13 protein-coding genes are annotated in these 22,770 nt (G+C 37.1%); 8 read left to right on the forward strand and 5 right to left on the reverse strand.

Annotated elements, in window-relative coordinates; all coding sequences use genetic code 11:
* The first annotated feature begins 2 nt into the window (after window positions 1–2).
* From KEM10_RS14845 to KEM10_RS14880, 8 genes are all read left to right on the forward strand, one after another.
* Window positions 3–848: a carbon-nitrogen hydrolase family protein gene (locus tag KEM10_RS14845; protein ID WP_212216812.1), complete on the forward strand. Its 846-nt coding sequence runs from the start codon at window positions 3–5 to the stop codon at window positions 846–848.
* Complete coding sequence (gene cobI / locus KEM10_RS14850) at window positions 838–1,533, forward strand: precorrin-2 C(20)-methyltransferase (protein WP_212216813.1); 696 nt, start codon at window positions 838–840, stop codon at window positions 1,531–1,533. The genes KEM10_RS14845 and cobI overlap by 11 nt, the downstream gene beginning before the upstream one ends.
* 24 nt (window positions 1,534–1,557) lie before the next feature.
* Complete coding sequence (gene cobJ / locus KEM10_RS14855; RefSeq protein ID WP_212216814.1) at window positions 1,558–2,958, forward strand: precorrin-3B C(17)-methyltransferase; 1,401 nt, start codon at window positions 1,558–1,560, stop codon at window positions 2,956–2,958.
* A 9-nt stretch (window positions 2,959–2,967) separates the two neighbouring features.
* Complete coding sequence (cbiE, locus tag KEM10_RS14860) at window positions 2,968–4,161, forward strand: precorrin-6y C5,15-methyltransferase (decarboxylating) subunit CbiE (RefSeq protein ID WP_212216815.1); 1,194 nt, start codon at window positions 2,968–2,970, stop codon at window positions 4,159–4,161.
* Window positions 4,162–5,946 carry a precorrin-4 C(11)-methyltransferase gene (cobM, locus tag KEM10_RS14865; RefSeq protein ID WP_212216816.1) on the forward strand — a complete coding sequence of 595 codons (1,785 nt, stop codon included), beginning with the start codon at window positions 4,162–4,164 and terminating at the stop codon, window positions 5,944–5,946. It abuts the gene before it with no gap.
* 52 nt (window positions 5,947–5,998) lie between these two features.
* Entirely contained in the window at window positions 5,999–7,813 is a 1,815-nt protein-coding gene (gene cbiD / locus KEM10_RS14870; RefSeq protein WP_212216817.1) for a cobalt-precorrin-5B (C(1))-methyltransferase CbiD, read from the forward strand.
* 246 nt (window positions 7,814–8,059) lie between these two features.
* The gene (locus KEM10_RS14875) at window positions 8,060–8,782 is read left to right on the forward strand and encodes a DUF6088 family protein (RefSeq protein ID WP_212216818.1); all 723 of its coding nucleotides are present in this window, start codon (window positions 8,060–8,062) and stop codon (window positions 8,780–8,782) included.
* On the forward strand, window positions 8,779–9,759 hold the full coding sequence (locus KEM10_RS14880) for a nucleotidyl transferase AbiEii/AbiGii toxin family protein (protein WP_244825892.1): 981 nt from the start codon (window positions 8,779–8,781) through the stop codon (window positions 9,757–9,759). The genes KEM10_RS14875 and KEM10_RS14880 overlap by 4 nt, the downstream gene beginning before the upstream one ends.
* Window positions 9,760–9,809: 50 nt before the next feature.
* On the opposite strand, the gene KEM10_RS14885 is transcribed toward KEM10_RS14880, so the two are convergent.
* The 5 genes from KEM10_RS14885 to KEM10_RS14905 form a co-directional block, all read right to left on the reverse strand.
* Complete coding sequence (locus KEM10_RS14885) at window positions 9,810–11,030, reverse strand: site-specific integrase (RefSeq protein ID WP_212216820.1); 1,221 nt, start codon at window positions 11,028–11,030, stop codon at window positions 9,810–9,812.
* A gap of 319 nt (window positions 11,031–11,349) precedes the next feature.
* On the reverse strand, window positions 11,350–15,336 hold the full coding sequence (locus KEM10_RS14890) for a beta-L-arabinofuranosidase domain-containing protein (protein ID WP_212216821.1): 3,987 nt from the start codon (window positions 15,334–15,336) through the stop codon (window positions 11,350–11,352).
* Between the two features lie 19 nt (window positions 15,337–15,355).
* On the reverse strand, window positions 15,356–17,449 hold the full coding sequence (locus KEM10_RS14895; RefSeq protein ID WP_212216822.1) for a beta-galactosidase: 2,094 nt from the start codon (window positions 17,447–17,449) through the stop codon (window positions 15,356–15,358).
* A gap of 105 nt (window positions 17,450–17,554) precedes the next feature.
* Entirely contained in the window at window positions 17,555–19,612 is a 2,058-nt protein-coding gene (locus tag KEM10_RS14900; RefSeq protein WP_212216823.1) for a beta-L-arabinofuranosidase domain-containing protein, read from the reverse strand.
* Between the two features lie 227 nt (window positions 19,613–19,839).
* Window positions 19,840–22,686, reverse strand: coding sequence for a two-component regulator propeller domain-containing protein (locus KEM10_RS14905; RefSeq protein WP_212216824.1), 2,847 nt, complete (start codon window positions 22,684–22,686; stop codon window positions 19,840–19,842).
* Window positions 22,687–22,770: the final 84 nt, after the last annotated feature.

Genomic DNA, 22,770 nt, shown 5'->3' on the forward strand with positions numbered 1-22,770 from the left:
AGATGATGGATACAGCTAAATCAACAATGAAGGTTGCAGCCGTATGTTCGTGGATGGAAACATTGGCCGCTGAACAAAACATCCGTTGTATTGAGAGCTTCTTACAAGAGTTAGAAAAGCAACATGTTGAGTATGCACTCTTTCCCGAACTTTCAGTCTCAGGTTATATCAATAACACCATTGATCTTGACTCATTCTTTTCTGTTGCTGATGATGCGATTTTACAGTTAAAACAACTTTCGAAGCAGTATTTATTGGCATTTTCGGTGGGGATGCCAATGATGATTGGTAATGCATCAACGATTGCACAACTAACTTTTTGGGATGGAAACATTATTCATCAACACAGTAAAACACATTTGTCGGTTCACGAAAAAGAAGTATTTGAATTTGGCAAGGAGTTGGAATTATTATCACTGAACCATTCTAAAATTGGGATGCATCTCTGTCTCGAAAGTCATTATCCTGAATTGAGTTTACAATATCAACAACAAGGTGCCAATTTGTTGGCTTTTGCTTTTGCATCGCCACGCGAAACACCCGAAGAAAAGATGGAACGCTTTCAGATGATGTTGAAATGCCGTGCCTACGACAATGCTTGTTTTGTGATGGCATGCAACGCAACAGGAACTACTCCAACAAAGAAAAATTACGCTGGTGTATCAACGATTATTTCACCGCGCGGTAAAGTATTAGCCCAATATAAAGGCATGGAACCTGGATACTGTATGGCTGAAATAGACTTTAACGATATCAGGAAGATCAAAGATAGTTTGATGTCTGATTTTCCATCTTATAGAACCACAACCCTAAACCTAACTTTTAAAGAAAAAATCGATGAAGAATAAATATCCTATAACAGGTGTGGCTTTAGGGCCAGGCGATCCTGATTTGATAACCGTAAAAGGGTTGAAGGCACTGCATAATGCTGACGTGATCTATTATGCTGCAACACCCAAAGGAGAGCGTACCATTAGCTTTTCTAAGCGAATCTTAGATCATTACAACCTTGATGTGGTTTGCAAGCCCTTGATGTTTCCAATGACAGGTGAAAACCGAGATCAGTTTTATCAGCAGGCTTTCGATATTCTGCAAGCCGATTATCAAACAGGATTGAAAGTGGTGATGGTAACCGAGGGAGATTTGAGTTTTTACAGCACCTTTGGTTATATCATGAAATTGGCTAAACAGAACGATGTTCCGGTGGTGTCTATAGCCGGAGTTCCTGCTTTTTTGGCTGGTATAGCGCAAACATCAATGCCTTTGGTTGATGGTAATCACAGCTTTCTTAACATTGCTCGCCCCGATTCATTTGAGCAGATTCAGAAATCAATAGATGAATCGAATGCAGTGGTTGTAATGAAAATGAATGTGCTGAAAGGATGGTATGACTTCTTAAAAAGAAATAATCGTTCATTTGTTTATGTTGAAAAAGTGGGAACAGATGAGCAATTTATATCTACCAATTTTGAGGATCTGGAAGAAAGAAAGATACCTTATTTTTCATTAATTATTTTTCCTGGCGTTGAATAACAGAGAATTACGAATAAAACAAAGATGAATAAAATATATAGTATTGGCATTGGTCCTGGTGGAAAAGAGTATATGACTGCTCAAGCCTTAGAAGCCTTGAATAAATCAGACGTAGTTATTGGATACAAGTTTTACATTCAGCTGGTAGCCGATTTAATTGCAGATAAAGAGGTTTTTGATACCGGAATGAAGAAAGAGCAGAAGCGTAGTCGCGAGGCTTTTCGATTGGCACAAATGGGCAAAACCGTTGCAGTAATTAGCAGTGGCGATTCAGGTGTGTACGGAATGGCTTCCTTACTGTGGGAGATGAAAGGCAAGGAAAACTACGATACCGAAGTGGAAGTAATTCCGGGTATTAGTGCCATGATGGCAGCTGCCGCTAAAATGGGAGCACCCTTAGGTCACGATTTTTGCTCGGTGTCGATGAGCGATTTGCTTACGCCATGGGAAACCATAGAAAAACGTATAAAAGCAGCTGCCAAAGGCGATTTTATTACAGCGGTTTATAATCCTAAGAGTAACGAACGCTTCTGGCAGTTGGCTCGTCTTCGCGAAGTGTTTTTGCAATACCGAAGCGCCGATACTCCGGTTGGAATTGCCCGTCAGGTTGGTCGCGAAGAAGAAAGCTATACAACAACTACCTTGGGTGCTTTGGATATTAGTGTTGTTGATATGTTTACCATCGTTATTATTGGTAACTCTCAATCGTACATTTATAACGATAAGGTAGTAACGCCGCGCGGATATTATAGCGGTAAAAAAGAGAGTACTCAAAAGATTGGACGCCAGATTATGAACGAGAGTTTCCGAACTATTCTTCAATCGCTCGATGCTGATAAATATTCGCCAGAACACTTGTGGGTGGCTTTGCATGCGGTACATACAACAGCAGATTTCTCTGTTGCCGATTTACTGGAAGTTTCAGATGGTATTGTTGAAAAACTAAACAATGCATTTTATTCAGGTAAACCACCGGTTATTGTAACCGATGTAAATATGGTGACGCGGGGTATTCGCAAAGCCTTGGTTCAAAAGTTGGGAATTGAAGTAAAGTGTTATCTCGATGATGAAAGAACCGAAGCATTAGCTGCAGAGAAAGGGATCACCCGCACACAAGCCGGTATTCGTATCGCAGTGCAGGAGCATCCCGATGCTTTATATGCTTTTGGAAATGCTCCAACCGCTTTGATCGAATTGGTCAAATTTATTCGTAAAGGAACGGCTAATCCAATTGGAGTGATTGGTGCTCCGGTGGGGTTTGTTAATGTTCGCGAATCAAAATGGCAGTTAAAGCATGGTTGTAGCCAAACGCCGCATATTATTGTTAGTGGTCGTAAAGGCGGAAGTAATCTTGCTGCAACTATCATTAACGCTGCTCTTTCGTGGAGCGATTTAAAAAATATGAATCCGGGAGAAGGACTCTAACTGAAAGTTATGAAACCTCAAAAAATAGTTGTAATCGGATTAAATGATCAGGCCTTAGAATTGAATGAAGAGCTGCAAAAAATTGTGGATTCAACCATTTGCTTCTGTGGAGGTGTGCGTCATTATAATCTGGTAAATAAGATCCTACCACTTAACGCTCAATGGTATAATATTACTGTGCCTTTGAGTGGTATATTATCAGTGATGAAGGAAAGCCATAATGATTGGGTGGTTTTTGCTTCAGGCGATCCTTTGTTCTTCGGAATGGCAAACACGCTTATTCGTGAATTTCCTGAGGCAGATGTACAGGTTTACCCAACTTTTAATTCACTGCAGGTTTTGGCTCATAGATTAAAAATTAACTATGGCGAATACAAAACAGTTACGCTAACGGGTCGGCCTTGGGAAGAGTTTGATAAGGCATTAATACATAACGAAGCCAAACTCGCAGTTTTAACCGATAGGAAGAAAACACCAGGTGTAATAGCTCAACGTATGGTGGACGCAGGAATTAGCTATTACAAAATGTTTGTGGGTGAATGCATGGGAGGCGAAAAGGAGAGAGTAACTAATTGGAATCTTGATGAAGTAGTTTTCGAAACTTTTGAAGTTCCCAACTGTCTTTTTCTGGAGCAAACCGAAAGCAAGCCTGTTCAAAAAGGAATTGACGAAAAGCAGTTAACAACGCTTCCTGGTCGTCCGAACATGATAACAAAGATGCCCATACGCATGGCTACTTTGGCTTATTTGAATCTTCATAACAAGAAGGTATTTTGGGATATAGGGGCATGTTCGGGTAGTGTATCCATCGATGCTAAATTAAATTATCCTCATCTTGAGGTGGTGTCATTCGAAAAACGTCCGGAGTGTGAGGAAATTATACAATCCAACATCCAAAAGTTCAGAGCACCGGGCATAACATTACGAATGGGTGATTTTGCAGAATTGGATAAAACAGATTTACCTCTTCCGGATGTAGCTTTTTTAGGCGGATATGGCGGGCGAATGGATGAAATACTTGATCAAACCAATAACGTTTTAGCAACTAACGGAATAATTGGATTTAACTCGGTAAGTATCAAAAGTGCCGATTCGTTTATTAACTGGGTGAATTCGCATTCATATACGCTGCTGACAAATACATTGCTAACCGTTGATGACCATAATCCTATACGTATTTTGGTTGCTCAAAAAATGAATTAAATGAAACACGAAAATATACATATCATAACTCACTCCAATGAAGGCGAAAAGTTAGCCCAACGTTTGGTTAAAGAAGGAATTCATGCAAATATTCATCGCAATAGTTCAAATATCGATGAGCTTTGGAAAACGGCTGATGCTTTGATTTATATTGGAGCTTTGGGTATTTGCGTTCGCACCATTGCACCTTTGTTGGTTGATAAACACACCGATCCTGCTGTTATTAATATGGATGCCAATGGAAGTTTTGTTCAGTCGGTGGTATCGGGTCATGTGGGTGGTGCCAATCAGCTATGCTCACAAATAAGCAATATTTTGGGAGCTCAGCCCGTCATTACAACTGTTAGCGATACTTCTGGCTTATGGGCTTTAGATATGTTGCCATCTCAATACAATTGGCAGATGGAAACAACTCAGCCATTAACTCAGATTATCTCCCTTTTTGTTAATCGTAAGCCTACTGCTTTGCTGCTTCAATCGCGAGATAGAGGAACCTTGGTACTCGAAACAGAAATACCTGATTTTGTTACTGTTTTTACTGAGGAAAAGGATATTAACGAGGATCAGTTTGATTTAATAATTGCGGTTACACCTTTTGTCCATCAGTTTACTAAACCAACTATTTTCTATCGTCCTCAAATGATAAATTTAGGAGTTGGATGCCAGCGAGATATTGATTCAGAACTTTTTTCAAAAGAGTTAGATAGACTATTGGAAAAGAATAAGATATCAAAACTATCCATTGCCAATATTGGAACCATTGAATTAAAAGCTGATGAAAAAGCATTGAATGATTATGCGAACAGTTTAAATCAGTCATTAAAAGTTTTTTCCGACCAGCAATTAGATGCTGTCACTATTCCTAATCCTTCCGAAAAGGTGGAGAGTGTAACCGGGTCATCAAGTGTTGCGGAAGCATCGGCCATGTTGTTATCCGAAAATAATCTTTGGCTTGAAAAGGTGAAAGCAAAGGCTGGAGACAAATATTTTACCTGTGCGGTGGCCATTAATGCTGTCAATCAACGAAAAGGAATGGTTGAGATTGTGGGTGCCGGGCCCGGTGATCCGGAGCTTGTTTCGGTTCGAGGAAAACGCTTGTTGCAATCGGCCGATTTGATTTTGTATGCAGGAAGTCTGGTTCCTAAAGAACTAACGTATTATGCCAAACCAGGCTGTGTGGTTAAGAGTTCTGCGGGTATGGATTTGCAAACGCAGATTGATACCATGAAACCTTTTTACGATCGTGGTTTGTTGGTGGTGCGTTTGCACACTGGCGATCCTTGTATCTATGGTGCTATTCAGGAGCAAATGGCTAAGATGGATGAGTTGAAGATGGATTATCGTATAACGCCGGGTATTTCATCGTTTCAGGCAGCTGCAGCAGCACTTAAATCTCAGTTTACCATTCCTGAAGAAATTCAGAGCATAATTTTAACGAGAGGAGAAGGGCGCACTCCAATGCCAGAGAAGGAACAACTGCATAAATTGGCTCAGTCGCAAAGTACCATGTGTATTTACCTGAGTGCTTCAATTGCAGAAAAAGTTCAGAGCGAGCTAATGGTTCATTATCCGGCAGAAACTCCCGTGGCCATTTGTTATAAATTAACCTGGAAGGATGAAAAAATATGGAGAACCACTCTTGAAAATTTGGCACAGACAGTGAATGAAAACAATCTGTCGATGACCACCATGATTGTGGTAGGCAAATCCATTGGTAACCGAAGTGGAGAATCAAAACTATATCACAAACAGTTTACTCATGCCTTCAGAAAAGGGGAGGAATAAATTTTTAGGTAATTTTTGACTTTGAATTTAATCCTTTTGACTTAAATTTATTTTGAAACAAAAAGCTAAAATACTCATATTCGGTGGTAACACCGAAGGGAAAAAAGCTGCATGGTTGCTCGATGCTATTGGTGAATCATATATCTATTCAACCAAAACCAACAGTAATCATACGGTAATGGGCAAACAGGTTAATGGTGCCATGAATTCGGAAGATATCGTTCGATTTTGTACTGATTATGAGATAAAATTGGTGATTGATGCGGCCCATCCTTTTGCCACCGAATTGCATCAGAACATACTGTTGGCTACTGAATCAATGAGTATCGAAACAATCCGTTTCGAAAGAATTTTTACTGATTTAAGTCAAAATAAAAATGTTCGATTATTCCATAGTTTTGAAGAACTAAGCAAGGTAGTTTGCGAATCTCAATTCAATAATATTCTGGCTTTGACCGGAACACAAACCATCGACAAGCTAAAAGTGGTTTGGCAACAAAAGCATTGTGTATTTCGCATTTTGCCAACGCAATTGTCATTAGATATTGCATTGAGGAGTGGTATCGATCAAGATAAAGTGATTCAGGGATCGCCAGAAAAAGATGTGGCAAGTTTTTGTAAGCTAATGTTACATACCAAAGCCGAATTGGTATTAACCAAAGAAAGTGGAGAATCTGGTTTCTTTAACGAAAAGCTAGAAGCTGCCAAGGAGTTAGGTGTGCCCGTTTGGGTGGTTTCCAAACCATCTTTTCAAGGCTATACTTATACTGTAGATTCTCAAGAAACACTTCAATCTTTAATCTATCAATTACGAAAATCGATATTAAAAGAAGGTACTGAATTAAAACATGGTTATACTACAGGAAGCTGCGTTACAGCAGCAGCCAAGGGTGCATTTTTAACCTTGTTCGATGAATGGCCACCACAGAAAGTAACTATTCAGATACCCAAAGGAGAGATTGTTGAATTTGTTACTTATTGCACTAAGATTTCACCAACTGTAGCTGTTTGTTCTGTAATTAAAAATGCCGGAGATGATCCGGATATAACGCATGGTGAAGAAGTAGGATGTAGAATAAGTTTGCAGTCAGAAGCTGGAATAAAAATAAAAGGAGGTAAAGGAATAGGCGAAGTAACTTTACCGGGTTTGGCTGTTCCGGTTGGTGAAGCGGCCATTAATCCGGTACCCAGACAGATGCTAACTAATATTCTAAGTTATCTGAAGGGTGAGTATGAATATGATGGAGGAGTGCTTGCCGAACCGTTTGTAACCAGGGGAGAAGAACTGGCAGAAAAAACCTTCAATCCCCGAATTGGAGTAATTGGGGGCATTTCTATATTGGGTACAACCGGGCGTGTTGAACCCTATTCGAATGAAGCTTTTATAGCTTCCATCAAAAAGCAAATTCAGGTGGCTAAGGCACTTAATTGTACAAGTATTGTTTTAACATCAGGTTTGCGAAGCGAGAATAAGATGAAGACTTTGCTTCCCGAGCAACCTCAGCAGGCTTATATTCATTTTGGTAATCTGGTGGGCGATACGCTTGAATTGTGTGAGCAGGAAGGTATTGAAAAAGTATATATTGGTTTGATGATTGGCAAAGCTATTAAGCTGGCCGAAGGACATTTGAATACACACAGTAAAAAGGTTCAGTTCAATGCTGATTTTGCTTCTAAGTTAGCTTGTAAGGCAGAATATTCAGAACTAATAATTGAGCAGATAAAAGAATTTAAATTGGCAAATGCCATCACCGGAATTATTCCTCTTACTAATGATGAACCCTTTTATAAAGAAGTTATTGCTCTTTGTAAAAAGCACTGTGCAACCCGATTCAAGAAAGAGATACAATTTTATTTATTGCCATAATAAACAGAATTAAGTGTGGAGATGTACTTAAAATAAAAATGCCCGTAAGCAATGGCCTATGGGCATTTTGTTATGTTTGATTTGTCTAGTCCTGAAATAGCATCTCACAAAACACAGGTTTCTTTGATAAGCTTGATCTTTTATTTATAGCCAGAGAAAAGTACCATACCTTTAAGATCCAAAAAAAGTCCAGTTTATTTACTAAAAAACTGGACAAATATCTATATTTGCAATATAAATGTATGTATGAAAACAGCTGAATATATTGCTTATACGATAGACAGGTTTCCCAATGGATATGTATTCACCTATGCAGATTTTGTTACTGAGGTGAATAAAAAGGAAGCTGTTATTAAAGCTTTAAATAGAATGGTGGCATCTGGTAAGATTGAAAAACTGTCAAAAGGCAAGTATTATAAACCAGAAGCAACTCCCTTTGGTAATTTGCAGCCATCACAAAAACAGATTGTTAAAGATCTTTTAGAAGATAATGGGAAAGTAACTGGTTATCTAACTGGCTTTAGTATTTATAATACGTTAGGATTAACCACTCAGGTAGGTAATATTATCCAAATTGGGAAAAATGTAATTCGTCCAGATTTTAAAAGAGGAAGTTATAAGATTTCATTTATTCGGCAGAAGAATACAATTACTAAGGATAATATCCCGCTGTTTCAGATATTGGATTCAATCAGGTATGTAAAAAGAATTCCTGATACAACGATAGAAGCTTCAGCTAAACGGATACAGTCAATTATCAAAGAACTTTCAGACGCTGATGTCAATACAATTATAAGACTGGCTTTAAAATATCCTCCATCAACAAGGGCTTTACTGGGTGCTATATTGGAAAATATTCAGGTTGGAAATATTGATCAACTTTATAAATCGCTCAACCCGATTACAAAATACAAACTTGGTAGTTTAGAAAGCATTCTTCCAGGTGTTGATAAATGGAACATCGTATGAAGTTACATGAGAATAAAAAACTATTCAGGCAAGCAATTGAGTTTACAGCTCAAAAAAATGGGATATTGCCTATTTATGTTGAAAAAGACTACTGGGTTACATATGCCCTAAATCTAATATTCAAAGATGATATTGGTAAAGATACCGTATTCAAAGGAGGAACAGCACTGTCAAAATGCTTTAATGCGATAGAGCGGTTTTCTGAAGATATTGATTTAGTCGTACTCAAGAAAGGTGATGAAACTGGCAATCAGCTTTCCAATAAAATTAAAAAGATGGGTAGGGTTGTCAGTAAAGTTCTTCCAGAAGTAGATGTGGAAGGGTTAACTCATAAAATGGGAATGAACCGAAAAACGGCTCATGCTTATAGTAAAGAGTTTAAGGGGGAGTTTGGTCAAATCAGGGATACAATTGTTATTGAGGCCACTTGGCTTGGAAATTCGGAGCCATACACAAGTAAACAGATTTGTTCTATGGTTGGAGAGATGATGCTGAGTACTGGTCAGGAAATAATTGCACAAGAGAATGGTTTAATGCCTTTTGAGGTGAGGGTGTTAGATCCGAAACGAACGATTTGTGAGAAGATAATGAGCCTTGTCAGGTTTTCTTATGGGGAGAACCCGATTACTGACTTGAAGAATAAAATCAGGCACACATATGATTTGCACCAACTACTAAAGGAAAAAGAATTCTTTGATTTCTTGAACTCTCCTGAGTTTGATGAAATGCTTCTAAAAGTTGCGAATGATGATGTGGCAAGTTTTAAGAATAATAATGCATGGCTTGTTAATCATCCAAAAGATGCCCTAGTATTTGATAAGTTGGAAGAATCATGGGAAGAGTTGAGAACTGCTTATAACGGTGACTTTAAAAAATTGGTGTATGGTGATTTGTCAAAAGAAAGTGATGTATTAGAGACTTTAAAACTGATTAAAAAGAGGTTGGCTAGTGTGAAATGGAAAATAAATTTTACATAAATGACTTTGAAATTTCTAAATAGGTAGCTTCTGAAGTTAATGATTGAAAATCATATCATAGAGATAACCTTGTCATTGTAATTATCTATAACTTTTTTGTTTAAGCTTGCTAAGTAAATTTGAGTTGTACTTAACTTTTGATGCCCTAACATTTGACTTATAGCAGTCACGGGAATTGCTAAGTTATTAGCGAGAGAAGCAAAAGTGTGACGTGCTACATATGATGTTAACTGGGTGTCAATTTCAGCATCTTCAGCAATTAAACGTAGACGTTTATTGTATTTTTTCCTGGCTCTAACTATGTGCTTATATTGCTCTTTTGAGTCTTTGCTTCGAATGACTGGCAAGATGTAATCTTCTTTTGTCTTTCCTTGTGTGTAATAATCTAAAATAGGTTGAAGTTGCGGGGATATTTTAATATCGTAATGCTTTCCTGTTTTTTGTCTTTTATATTGAACTCTGCCATCAACTATATTTTTTAGTTGAAGGTGTGCAAGGTCGGTAAATGAAGCCCCCATTAAATAAAAACTCAACATAAAATAATTGCGAGACTTAAAAAGTGCAGAGCTAGGTTTATATTTAAGGTTAGCTATTTTTTGAATTGATTCTAAGCTTATTGCTCTTTTCTTTGTAGGTTCTGTTCTAATTGTAAATCTATCAAATGGATATCCATCTTTTTCAGCAACACCATCTTTGATTGCCTTATTGTAAATGGCACGTACTGTTCGCATAAATGAAGCAAAGCCATTTAGACTATATCCATTCTTTAGAAAATATGCTTCGTAGTTTTGCAGAAATCTATAGTTGAGTTCATTAAAAGTAAAGTCTTTTTGGTTACGAAATTTCTTTACAGAATTAACAGCTGTCTTATAACTACGAGCTGTTCCAATTCTGTTTTGCTCTATTAATGATTCAATTAGGTGTTCTGAATAACAGAAAAATGTTTCATAATTCTTTTTGGGAGAAAGCTTGTTCTTTATCTCCTGTATTGATAGATAAGCAAGTTCTTTCTTATCTTTTAATACGGTTATCTTATCTATATAATTTGCTTTTTCCTTCTCAAGGAAATTGTTTACACGCATAACATTTGAAATGCCCTTGTAACTGGATTTTATACGTCTGTTATTTTCATCCCAGTACTTTTTTGGAACACTATAGCCTGTTGATATGGGAATAGTTTTTTGATTGTGGCAAAGCCGAAAAATAATTGGGTAAGTACCATCTTTTTTCTCTCTCCGTGTATCCAATGTGATGACAATACTTGTATTCATAAGGCTCAAAAATTTGCACTTAATTTGCACTTACTTGTTTGATTTCATTTGAAATCATTTGAATACAAAGATAATGTAAAATACACATACACAGTATATATCAAATCAAACCAATTTAATATAAATTGTATTTTGGACAGCTCATAATCAGGGGGTCCCTGGTTCAAGCCCAGGTGGGCCCACCCTCTGTAAGAAGCAGTTACATCGATAAGGTGTAGCTGCTTTTTTTGTGCTTCCCAATAATAAAACCACCAATAACTGAGAAGCTATTGGTGGTATACTGCCAGGCAAGTGGCTTCAGTGATCTAATACTTATTTTTTATCTTATAATAACTTTACGAATTACTTCATTATTAATTTTAACAATTTTAATTCCAGGATTTAATTCAATTTCAAAATTCTCTTGTTGCAGATCTTTGCTCACAAGCAATCTGCCTTGTATATCGTATATACTGATAGTTGAATTTTTAGGTAAATGTTCAATAAACAAATGATTATTGATTGTGTAAGTGTTTATTATAGAATTATATGCGCCTGGTATAGCAGTTGCTTCAGATGATACTGATACATTGAAAACAAATACTACTCTCTTTTTATCTCCATCTTCCGGAGAATAGGTTAAAGCCTGCATTACTTTATAGCTTTCACTATCATGGCATGCATCAGGATACTGACCAACATAGAATTCAAAATTATTTAGTTTAAGCTCAGAAAAGATGTAAGAGTTATTACTCCATGTTGTTACGTTACCATTGTTATCAAACCAATGTCCAGGGTGTCCTGCAGTTGAATTTATATCGATGGTACCATTTCTATTAATGGCTGAATACTGGATCGAATTGTCAAAAAGTGAAGTTAAGTCTGCCTGACTGATTCCAAAGAATGATAATACACGTTGCAGATCAGCTTTTATAATATCATATGGATAGACAGTACTTGTTCCTCCAACAAATGGCTCTTGAGTTAAGTAATATGTAATGGTATCGTTTTCAGATATCGCAGCAGGTAATGGAGTTGCAGAATCTTTGGTGCGTGGAATCCAAACGGCCATTTCACCAATGCCTCGGTTATCCCATGAATAATAAGGAATGGCTTTGAGCGTTTCATCATTTAATATTACGTCACTTGAAGTTGTTTCTCTGGCAACTTTACCTTCAATATTTAAGCATAATACACCATTAAGAAGATCAGGTTCGTTTACAGTTGTAATAGTAGCTTCATCTTCAATTACCGAACTAAAAACTGAGTTGTTATCAGGCCATTCCATACAGTATAATAGGGGACCGCGTTCCAGTGCTACTTTTCCATCATTTTCAGTAACCATATCATTAGAAATGGTTCGATGAATATCCATTGGCAGATTGACAGTTATTACATCTCTGGGGTTCCAATCCCTTGATAAAACAATATAACCTTTGTCTGTTTGATAAGTAGAAAGCTCCTGTCCATTGAGCTTGATTATTACGTCATCAAATGTCGTTTCCAGATAAGAGTATAAATCTCCGGGAACCGGTTGTCCTTTAGCCCAACCCGGAATACGTATCAATACATTAAAATTTTGAGTAGATTCCGGATCAATGTTTATTTCTATATCACCATCCCATGGGTAATTGGTAGTTTGTGAAATATTTACAGAGTCTGTTCCAATACCCAATTTTGTCTCTCCTTCAACAAAAAGGTTTATATAAACGCTATCGCTTTTTTGAGCATAGATATACCCTGGCATGGATGGAATAAATCGACATAAATTACTTGGACAACAGGCACAACCAAACCATTCTTGGCGAGTATTAGAACCATGATTAAATAGATATTTACCATCGGACGCCAAAGGATTAGGATAAAAGAAATGGTCTCCAGACAGACTAATTCCCGATATTACACCATTGTATAGAGTTCGTTCGATAATATCGTAATACTTTGAATCACCTTGCTGTAAGAACATGCGATGGTTCCAATAAACGTTACCAATAGAAGCACAAGTTTCACAATATGCTGTATGGTTGGGCAATTCGTAGTTTACACCAAAAGCTTCACCATCATGCCTGGCCCCAATACCTCCATTGATGTAATATTTTTTATCTACTACATTGTGCCAGATGGTATCTATTGCATGCATATAAGCTTCATTCCCGGTTAAAGCTGCAACATCAGCCATACCCGAATACATGTAAACTGCGCGAACTGAATGACCGACAGCTTCATCCTGATATACCACTGGCTTGTGCGACTGACTGTATTCTTTGCGCATCACCCCTTGATTACCTCTTAAGTCAAGGAAATATTTTGCTAAATTTATGTAATCCTGATTACCGGTAACTCTGGACATTTTAACTAATCCCATTTCAACAATTTGATGTCCCGGTTCATAGGTTAAACCTTCTTTTAGGTAGACATCTACCAATAGATCAGCACTTTTTATTGCAATGTCCAGAAGGTTTGTTTTACCTGTTGCCTGGTAATGAGCTACAGCTGCTTCATATAAATGCCCGCAATTATATAATTCATGACTCAGGTCGGGTGTTTTTTCCCAGCGATTAACCCCTACCCATGAATGAAAATTCCCAGGTTCACCTGCAGTTCTGGCTGTGTATAAGTATCCGTCCTCTTCCTGCGCAAGACCAATGTATTCAATTAATTTATCCATTTCAGCTTCTAGTTCCTCATTAGGAAACATTTGAACAGAATAGGACATTCCTTCTAAAATTTTATATATATCAGTATCATCAAAAGTGTATTCGGTGTTAAAATAGCCATCCATCAAGCCGGCTGCTTTTAAAAAGTTATCTACCCTTCCGGTACTGTAGCATTGATCCAGCGCAATAGGAATGGTCACATCCTGGTTTTGCTGAATGCGGGGAGCCCAAAATTGATCTGAAAGCTTTACTTTGTTAAAGGTGATAGGTTGTATAGGATAATCTTTATTTCCAGTAGTTTCTGAAGATTGCATAGCTACATCATATACTTGCCAATTATCCAGATAAACTTCAGTTGCCGTTTTGCTTCTGTCGTTATTGATCCAACATACGCCGCTTGCCGAACTACCAACATTAAAACTATACTCAAAATACTGCCAAGCTCCGTTTGTATTAGGAATTAAAAAGTTAATTGAATTGCCACCGGTTAATTCTGCTTTTGATGTTTCAGAACTGCTTAAATTACTACCTGAATCATATACTCCTGTTTCAAAAGTGCCGTTGGTTTTAATCCATCCGGTAATTTTATACTCTCCTTTGGCAAAGAATCTGTTCTGCACTTCAATGCCTGATTTTGAACCTTCGAATAACAGACATGTTGCCCCACATTTAACATCAACTCCATCTAAAATGGATACTACTTTGGGGCTGGTCTCCCATATGCCTAATCCGTTTAAAGAGTAAAAGCTTGGGTCAGGAACTACATTTGCTTCCGCTTCAACCAGACATTCGGAGTCGCCAGAAATAGCAACATTAATACTTTCTGTTACGGAACCGCATATTAAAGTTATATTACCGGTAGATGTAGTGGCTGGCATAGAAGTTAATTCAATAGCGACTTCGAATCCATCTGCAGATTCTGCTTCATTTTGAGGTATTGTTGTTGTAGATAGCTTAACTTCGGTTAATTCACTCCCCAATTCAATCGTTATATCATCGGTCAAATTTACACCTTTCACTGTAAAATGGTCTATTCGTTTCTTCAAGTCCGACAGGATAATATAAGGACGATTCCATGAAATGATAGGATCACTAATCAATGAATAAACTTCCCATTCAGTAACTCCTAATGCTGCATAAGTTGCTCCATCGGTGGAAGCATCCATTACCACCTGCAACTTGGTTGTAGAAATATTATTAAATTCTACTGTGTTGGGAGCATCAATGTTGAGTGGGTAGAATTGACCATCCAGAAGAGTAACATCTACCCAACTTGACGTTGAATCGTCCCAATACTGAATTTTCCAGCTTGAAGGAAGAGCTACTCCATTACCAGCGGACGAACTGGCATTGTCGCACCAAAAGTAAATAGATACCTTATTAATGTCGTATTTGTTAGACCATTCATAAGTTAATGACTGAGATACCGGACGATTTTCACTCCAACTGCCCCAAGTCTCTTCATTCCCGAGTACAGGCGTACCTCCTCCTGCCAGACCATAACCAACCGTTTGATTATTGACAGCAAATAGGTTATTCCATGCTGCGGTGTAGGATGCCTCAACAGATGAAGCGTTAGGTGCAATATTAACAGCACTCTGAGCATTTGTAGTCAGAGGTATTATTGTTATAAATAATACCCACATACACTTTAATAGATTTTTTTTCATAGAATTGGATTTAGTGGATTTAATCTTCTTCAATTATTATTACTCCCCAGGGATTTATTTGAAGAGTTTGTTGTTTCTTTATTTTTGTATTTGTCAGCAGTTCAATGCCTTTCTCATAAGGGAAATTGAATTCTTTAGTGCCAGATGAATAGTTATAATAATAGTGAATGGTTTTGCCATCAGTATTAATACCTGATTTAGTTATTAATGGCCAGTGAAGTTCCTGATCGGGTGAAGTAAGTCCAAGTTCTTCTATTTCACTCATAAGTATCTTTTCCTGAATAGCATCAGATACCATACAACCTTCGTATATCAATTTTCCTTTGCCATAGTCATTGGATGTGATGGCAGGATACTCATCAAAATACCTGTAGTCATAGTATGCTAAGGGTTTGGCTGTTTCAGGAATAATATATTCGGCCCAGGTATGTACTATATTATTCCCTTCACCGACAGCAAATGGGTCTCCTTTTAATTTCATCTCCCCGATATTCGAAAATTCCTGGTAGTAAAATCCACAGGCCTCTCGCAGTGGCCCTGGTGCCAAAACCGGACGAACCATCGAATTGTCATCACAGAAACCACTCTTAAACTGTAAAATCACATGTCCGCCATTTTTAATGTAATTATTTATTTTCTCTAGTAATTCATCACTGGCTATGTAAAGAGAAGGAATGATAAGTAGTTTGTATTCATCGTAATCAAGTGTGTCAGGAAAGACAAAATCGACGCCTACATTATTTCGGTATAAAACATTGTGAAATTGCCATGTTAAACCCCAATTGTAATAGTTATTATGATCTGGTCCCCAGCCGTTGCCTCCTTTATTAAAAGGCATAAAATTAAGACCCGAGTTAGAATCATGGCTAAACAGAATAGCCACTTTATTTTCTTTCTTCAGATTAACCAGTTTCTTTCCAATTTTCTTGAGTTCATGGGCTGTTTTTGACATCTCACGATAGGCCCTGTTCGGTTTTAAATCGTGTGATAAAATACCTTTCCAGTAAGTTTCCTGGCCGTAATGAATAGAATGCCAGTGCCAATATTCCACCATATTAGCGCCGGAACCTAAATGAGCGTATACATTTTGCCTCAATTGTCCCGGGTATGGTGGGCGCTGGATGCGTGAATTCCAGCCCATTGTTTGGGCATTGGTTTCCATCACCAGGTAGTTTTGATGTTTAACCGAACGAAAATAATCGCCTGCTAAAGCAATCTCTCGGCCAGTCAGGTGATCTTGTTGATCGTGGTATACATTCACACCCATCACATCCATCAATTCGGAGCTTGTAGCCTGATCAACCTCTTCAAAAGCTGTCATGAAACAATGTGTGACAAATTGATCCTCTCTTTTATATTCGCGAACAATTGCCGATTGCCATTTAAGAAAGTCAGCTACCTCTTTTCGTTTATAACGATCCCACTCCAACTTATAACCTGTATTTGAAATTCCATCACGTGGGGGTAACTCTTCCCATCCGTCGATATTCATGCCCCAATAATTTAAACCCCAGGTTTTATTGAGATTTTCCGTTGTTTTGAATTTCTTTTTCAGATGATTTATGAAACCAACCTGAAAGTCATAATTATTAACTCCTCTGTCGGTGGTTTCATTATCTACCTGAAATCCGATTATTGCAGGATGCTGTACATAATGCTCCATCAGTTTGCGTATAATACGCTCTGAATAAAAAAGGTAGGTTGGATTGGTCAGGTCCATATTTTGTCTCATACCATAATAAGCCTTGCCTCCTTTTTGATATTCCAGCAATACTTCGGGGTGTTTATGCCATAGCCATGCAGGAATAGAATAGGTTGGAGTACCTAGTATGACTTTAATTCCAGCTTGGTGCATTTTATCAATGATACGATCCATCCAGGCAAATTCAAACTCACCTTCCCGCGGTTCAAAAAGGCTCCAGGTAGATTCACCCAATCTAACCAGATTGATTCCGGATTCTTTCATCATGCGGATGTCCTCATCTAACCGTTCTTGGGGCATATACTCATGATAATAAGCGACTCCGTATAATATTTCATCAAATTTTTGGGATTGACTTTTTCCAATTAAGGAAAATGAAGCTATACAGATCAGTGTAAGGATATATTTCATAGATTTTGAATTTGGGTATTGAACTAGTTAGAATTAAAGCAGATGGCTCTTGAACGGAAATTAGGACAGCTGTTAATAGCTGTCCTATTTTACTCCCATCAAAACCTATTTATTAAAAGAAGTATCATACAACCAAATTCCATAAGAGTATGCTTTCGAGTGCTTATCAGGTTTAGGACCGTCTTTTCTGTACCACTGGCCTATGTTGGCAAATGGAGTTAAATTTACTTTTACATCTTTACCTTTATAAGTTGCTTTTGCTTCATATACAGGGCCCAGCATTTTGTTATCAGGTTTACTTTCCATTGTTGGATGTTCAGATGTGTTTATTCTCAAATCATTTTCTAAGTTGATATTATCCTCTTCTAATTGAGGATTCCAAACCATATCAACTGCGTAAACTAACGGTCCACGGGTAAAAGCGGATGGAATTCTGTCTGTTGCTGTTTCTTTGTACATATGTTCACCACCAGGTAAATAGTACATAGAGTATTCGCTATGGTTTTCTCTTTTAATCCATTTTTCTTCCATTGGGAATGTTATATCAATAACATCGTGCTTCATCCACTTATTTGAAAGTGTAAGGTATGAACCCGGCTTTATGTCATTAATCTCTTTTCCTTTAACTTTAACTATTGGATGTTTACACCACGAAGGGATCCTAAGAAGTAAATCCTTTTTTACTGGTTTTTCAGTTGTAATTGTCAATTTAATATTCTCAGATTCGGGATATTTGGTTTCTATTGTAAACTGTAGATCTTTACCTTCATATTCCGATTCCAGATACTGGTTGATAAAGAATGCCGATCCATTTTCGGCATAAGCAAATGTTGGAATGAGCGAGATAATTCTATGACCACTGGCAGTACAGCAATCAGGGCCATGGAAGAAGCCTGCTGGCTTAGTTCCATTCGGAGCCGTATGATACCTGCAAAGTCCCTCATCAATATCTTGTGCAGCAAATACGTGGTTAATCATTAAACGTTCAATGGCATCAGCATATTTTACATCGCCGGTTATTTCAAGTAACATTTGAGTTAGTTGCATCCATGACATGGTTGCACATGTTTCCACAATATTACCTGACAGCGGTTTTACATATCCAAGTTCGTAGTGTTCTGCAACACTTACCCCACCTGTTATATACATTTGTCTTTCTCTGATGTCATCCCATGCACCTTTTACTTTTCGAAGCAAAGTAGTGTCTCCTGTAATGAGATAAAGTCTTAAAAAGCCCATGAAGTTCATATGGAAGGCGTGAGAGTGCACATAAGGTTGAAGTTCACCTACGCCCAATTTGCCATCGGCCACAGAGTCCAATCTTGAAAAAGAATCCCAACCACTCCATTTGTCAATGTTGCTTACTACCCATTTACTCCAATCCAGGTATTTTTCTTTTCCGGTAAGTTCATACAAACGAGCAACAGGATCTGCAAGTAATGTTCCTTCCCATGAATAATGTACACTATGACCGGCTGATTGTGAGGTGCCCGCTAGTTTCTTGTGTTTGTTTTGGGGATATCTTAGATCAGATGGCCAGAATCCCAATTTATCAGGACCAAAATATTCCAGAAAATAGTCGGCTAATTTCTCAACAGCCACCAAAGCTTTTTCATTGCCTGTTTCTTCATAAACAGTTATAAATGCATGAAATACAAAATACAACTCATAAGGATCCATACCTCTTACAGGTCTTTCGGGTGTGCGAAATGATTTTGATGTGGCACCAACATACCCACTTTCTTCCTGTGAGTCAATAATGCGATCTAAGATAGTCTGTGCTTTTGCTAATAATTGCTGGTCTTCAGCCTGAATGGCAGATAAATAAGCCGACTCTAACCATTTTCCATGTTGTTCAGCCTTTGTCCAGTTCCATTCTGTATGTTCTCGTTTTACAATAAAATCAACGTATTTGTCTATCGGGAAATTCTTGAGGTATTGATCACGGTTTACTTTCATTCTGTCTCCGAAAAATCCGGATATGTTTTTAACGGATGAGATCTTTACTGGTTTTTCGGTCAGCTTAATTTTTGTATGCTCTGTTTCCCCATTACTGCATGATGATAGACTAAAGATTAAACTCCAGATAAAAAAGAATAGATATTCTCTTTTATTTGGAAGTCGGCTACAAGAGACTGATGCCTGTAATAAATTCCTTTTCATAATTACGTAGTTTTATTTTTCTGTTTCTATATGTATCAGTACAAAAAATCAAATGCATGAGAACCCTTAACTTTGCTCTTTAAGCATATTTACAACAAAAGAAGGAATTTGTAAATAGTATTGATTTGGTATATAAATCAACTATATGGGGTGTTTTAATCTTAGTCAGATTGACTAAAAAAACCAATCATTTGAAGAAAAAAACTAACGAAATTGAGTGAATGGAATTATGATTTTGCGTTTTTCTGGTATTCACTGGGAGAAACTCCATAGATGCTTTTGAAAGAATTGGTGAAACTTTTGTAGTCATTATATCCTAAAGCAATCATTACATCGTTAATGGTAGCTGTTTTACTTTCCAGTAATTGACAAGCCTGATGCATTTTAATTTGTTTTATAAAATCAAAGGCAGTTTTTCCGGTGATCAGTTTTATTTTTCTTGATAAAGTAGAGCGTGACATATTCATAGATTCTGCCAAAGTTTCAACATTGAATTTGGAGTCGCCCAAATGCTCCAATACAGCTTTAGTAGCTTTGTCAATCAACATCTGATCCAGTTCTTTAAATTCATGTGATTGCTGATTCTTATTTTGTTCCAGATATTGGTGCATTTTAACTAGCTCAGCGCTATCTGCCCACTTTTTTCTACTTTGAAGTTCAATTCGTTTACGATTTATATAAATGATATAACCCAATATTGCAGTTGCTAGAAAGATATATATTAGATATGCCCAGCTCGATTCGTACCAAAACGGAAGGCGAATAATGGTTAGTTCTGTTATCTCATTACTCCATAATCCATGTTTGTCGGTAGCTTTTACCTGAAATGTATAAGTGCCTTTTGGCAGCTTGTTATAAAAAGCAGTATTTTTTCCTTCGTTCAGAATTACCCATTCATTGTCTATACCCTTCAGCCGATATGCATAACGAACTTGTTCCAAATTATGAAAGTCAAGAGAGGAAAAAGCAATTTCAATATTCTGATCTTGTGGATCAATAACGATGCCATTATTCGTAAATTTTGTTTTTGTAGTATCGTTCAAAATGCTTTTATCCATTACTTTAACGTCGGTAATATATGTTATTACATGTTCCGGTATTCCTTCCAATTGTTGTGAAGGAGAAATAGAAACAATACCTGAAATACCTCCAAAAAAGATCTTTTCTCTTTGATTGTAGAATACCGCCTTGGGGAGTAAACGGTCTAATAAAAAATCAGGGTTTCGCGTATTAAATACTCGATAAGCCGAGTTATTGGGGTTGTATTCTTTAATAAGCTGATTCGTTATTATCCAAAGGTGGTTATATTCATCAACTACAATGTTGTTAATGATATCACCTTTCATTCCGCAAGGTATGCTATAGTCTTCTATATTTCCATTCTCAGAATTAAATTTCAGAATTTCACCTTGAGCAGTGCCAATCCAGAGTATTCCATCACTGGTTGCATCGATGCAAACAAAATCTTTGGAAGCAGGATATATTTTGGTTTGTATTTCTGAGTTGACATGACATATCCCTTTATTTTTAATGGCTACCCAAATATTTTCTTCACTGGTTTGTGAAATCCCGGAAATATACCCCAGATCCTTTGATACAATGCTTAATTTCTTTGAAGGGATATGATATTTAAATAGACTGTTAGAGGTGCCTATCCAGAGGTTGTTTTTGGAATCTTCATAAAGAGTAGTTGGCCTTCCTGCATTTTCAATTGCATCATGAAGCTGGATTTTAATATCAACTTTTATATCCATATTTTCTTGACGCAAACCATAGATGGTTTCATTCATTGCAATTGTCCAAACCCTGTTTGAGGTTTTAGATTGATTAAATGCTATTACATCCCAGAAAGGAAGGTTCTTCGTGTCTTCACATTGTTGATAGTGTTTAATTTTATTTTCTTTTAGGTCGTAAGTGCAAAGACCATAACGTTCTTGTGAGAACCAAAGCATATCTTTTTTGTCAAAACATAAGGCGGTAACCGATGGATTTGCCATAATTTGTTGACGTAAGGCAGTAAGGGGGTACTCCTTAGTTATATGTTTTCGGATATCAACTATAAAGCTCTTATTGTCAAATGCTGAAACCCAAAGTTTACCTTCTTTATCTTTGATTATTTCATATAGTATTTTATTCTCTGCGGGAAGAAAAGGAGAGGTGTCTACTTGTTCCAGATTTCCATCTTCTTTGATACGGAAAGCAAAAAGATTCTTCTGAGTCGTCACCCATAGATAGTTTAATACATCATCCTGCACCATATGGAATAGGTTGCCTGTTGGATTTCCAAGTATATCAACAGGTAATGGTTGAGGTGTATATGGTTGATTTTGGTTTGTTGGGTCAAAACGAATAATTCCATGTCCCCATGTTCCCAGCCAGTAACAGTTGTGTGTCTCATACCATATTATTCTTTCAATATATTTGTATTGCGGATGAGGAAAGTATGGTTCGAAAGAGTCTTTTTCTTTATTGAATTTATAGAGTCCACCGGGAGGTATCGAGATTAGTAAATCTCCGGCTTTATCTTCATATACTAAATAAACAAAATCGGGTTGGTTGTTATACTCAATGATATGCTTCCTGATTAATGTTCCGTCGGATTTAAACTGCAGTAAAGCTCCTTTTACACTAATCCATATAGAGCCATCTTTTGTAACATTTATGGTGAATACGTTTTTATCGGTGATGCCTTCCAGATTAACCGGGGTGATATGGAAGGTTGACTTATCAAGAATATAAGCTCCTTTTAAAGTTCCAAACCATATATGTTTTTCATGATCCTCAATAATATAAGTAATGTAGTTGTCGGCCAGTAAGTTGGGGTGCTTAAAGTCCGAACGGATTGTTTTAATGTTATATCCATCATATCTGCATAAACCGTTGAATGTTCCGTACCACATATATCCATCACTATCCTGATAAATACGGTGAATAGCATTAACGGGTAATTTATCTAATGAGGGTATTTCTCTTAAATTAATCTCTTGTGCAAATGAGTTTACATTAATAATAACTAATAGAATGATTAGTAGTAATGAGCGGTGCTTTTTATGAATTTGCAGAGATTGTAACATAGAAAATGGATATCAGCTGATCAAATATATAAATTATAAATTTCTCACTTCACAGAGGTTACAAGAGTTTATCTTCCCAATTAA

The sequence above is a fragment of the Carboxylicivirga linearis genome, from assembly GCF_018271995.1.
Lineage (GTDB): Bacteria > Bacteroidota > Bacteroidia > Bacteroidales > Marinilabiliaceae > Carboxylicivirga > Carboxylicivirga linearis.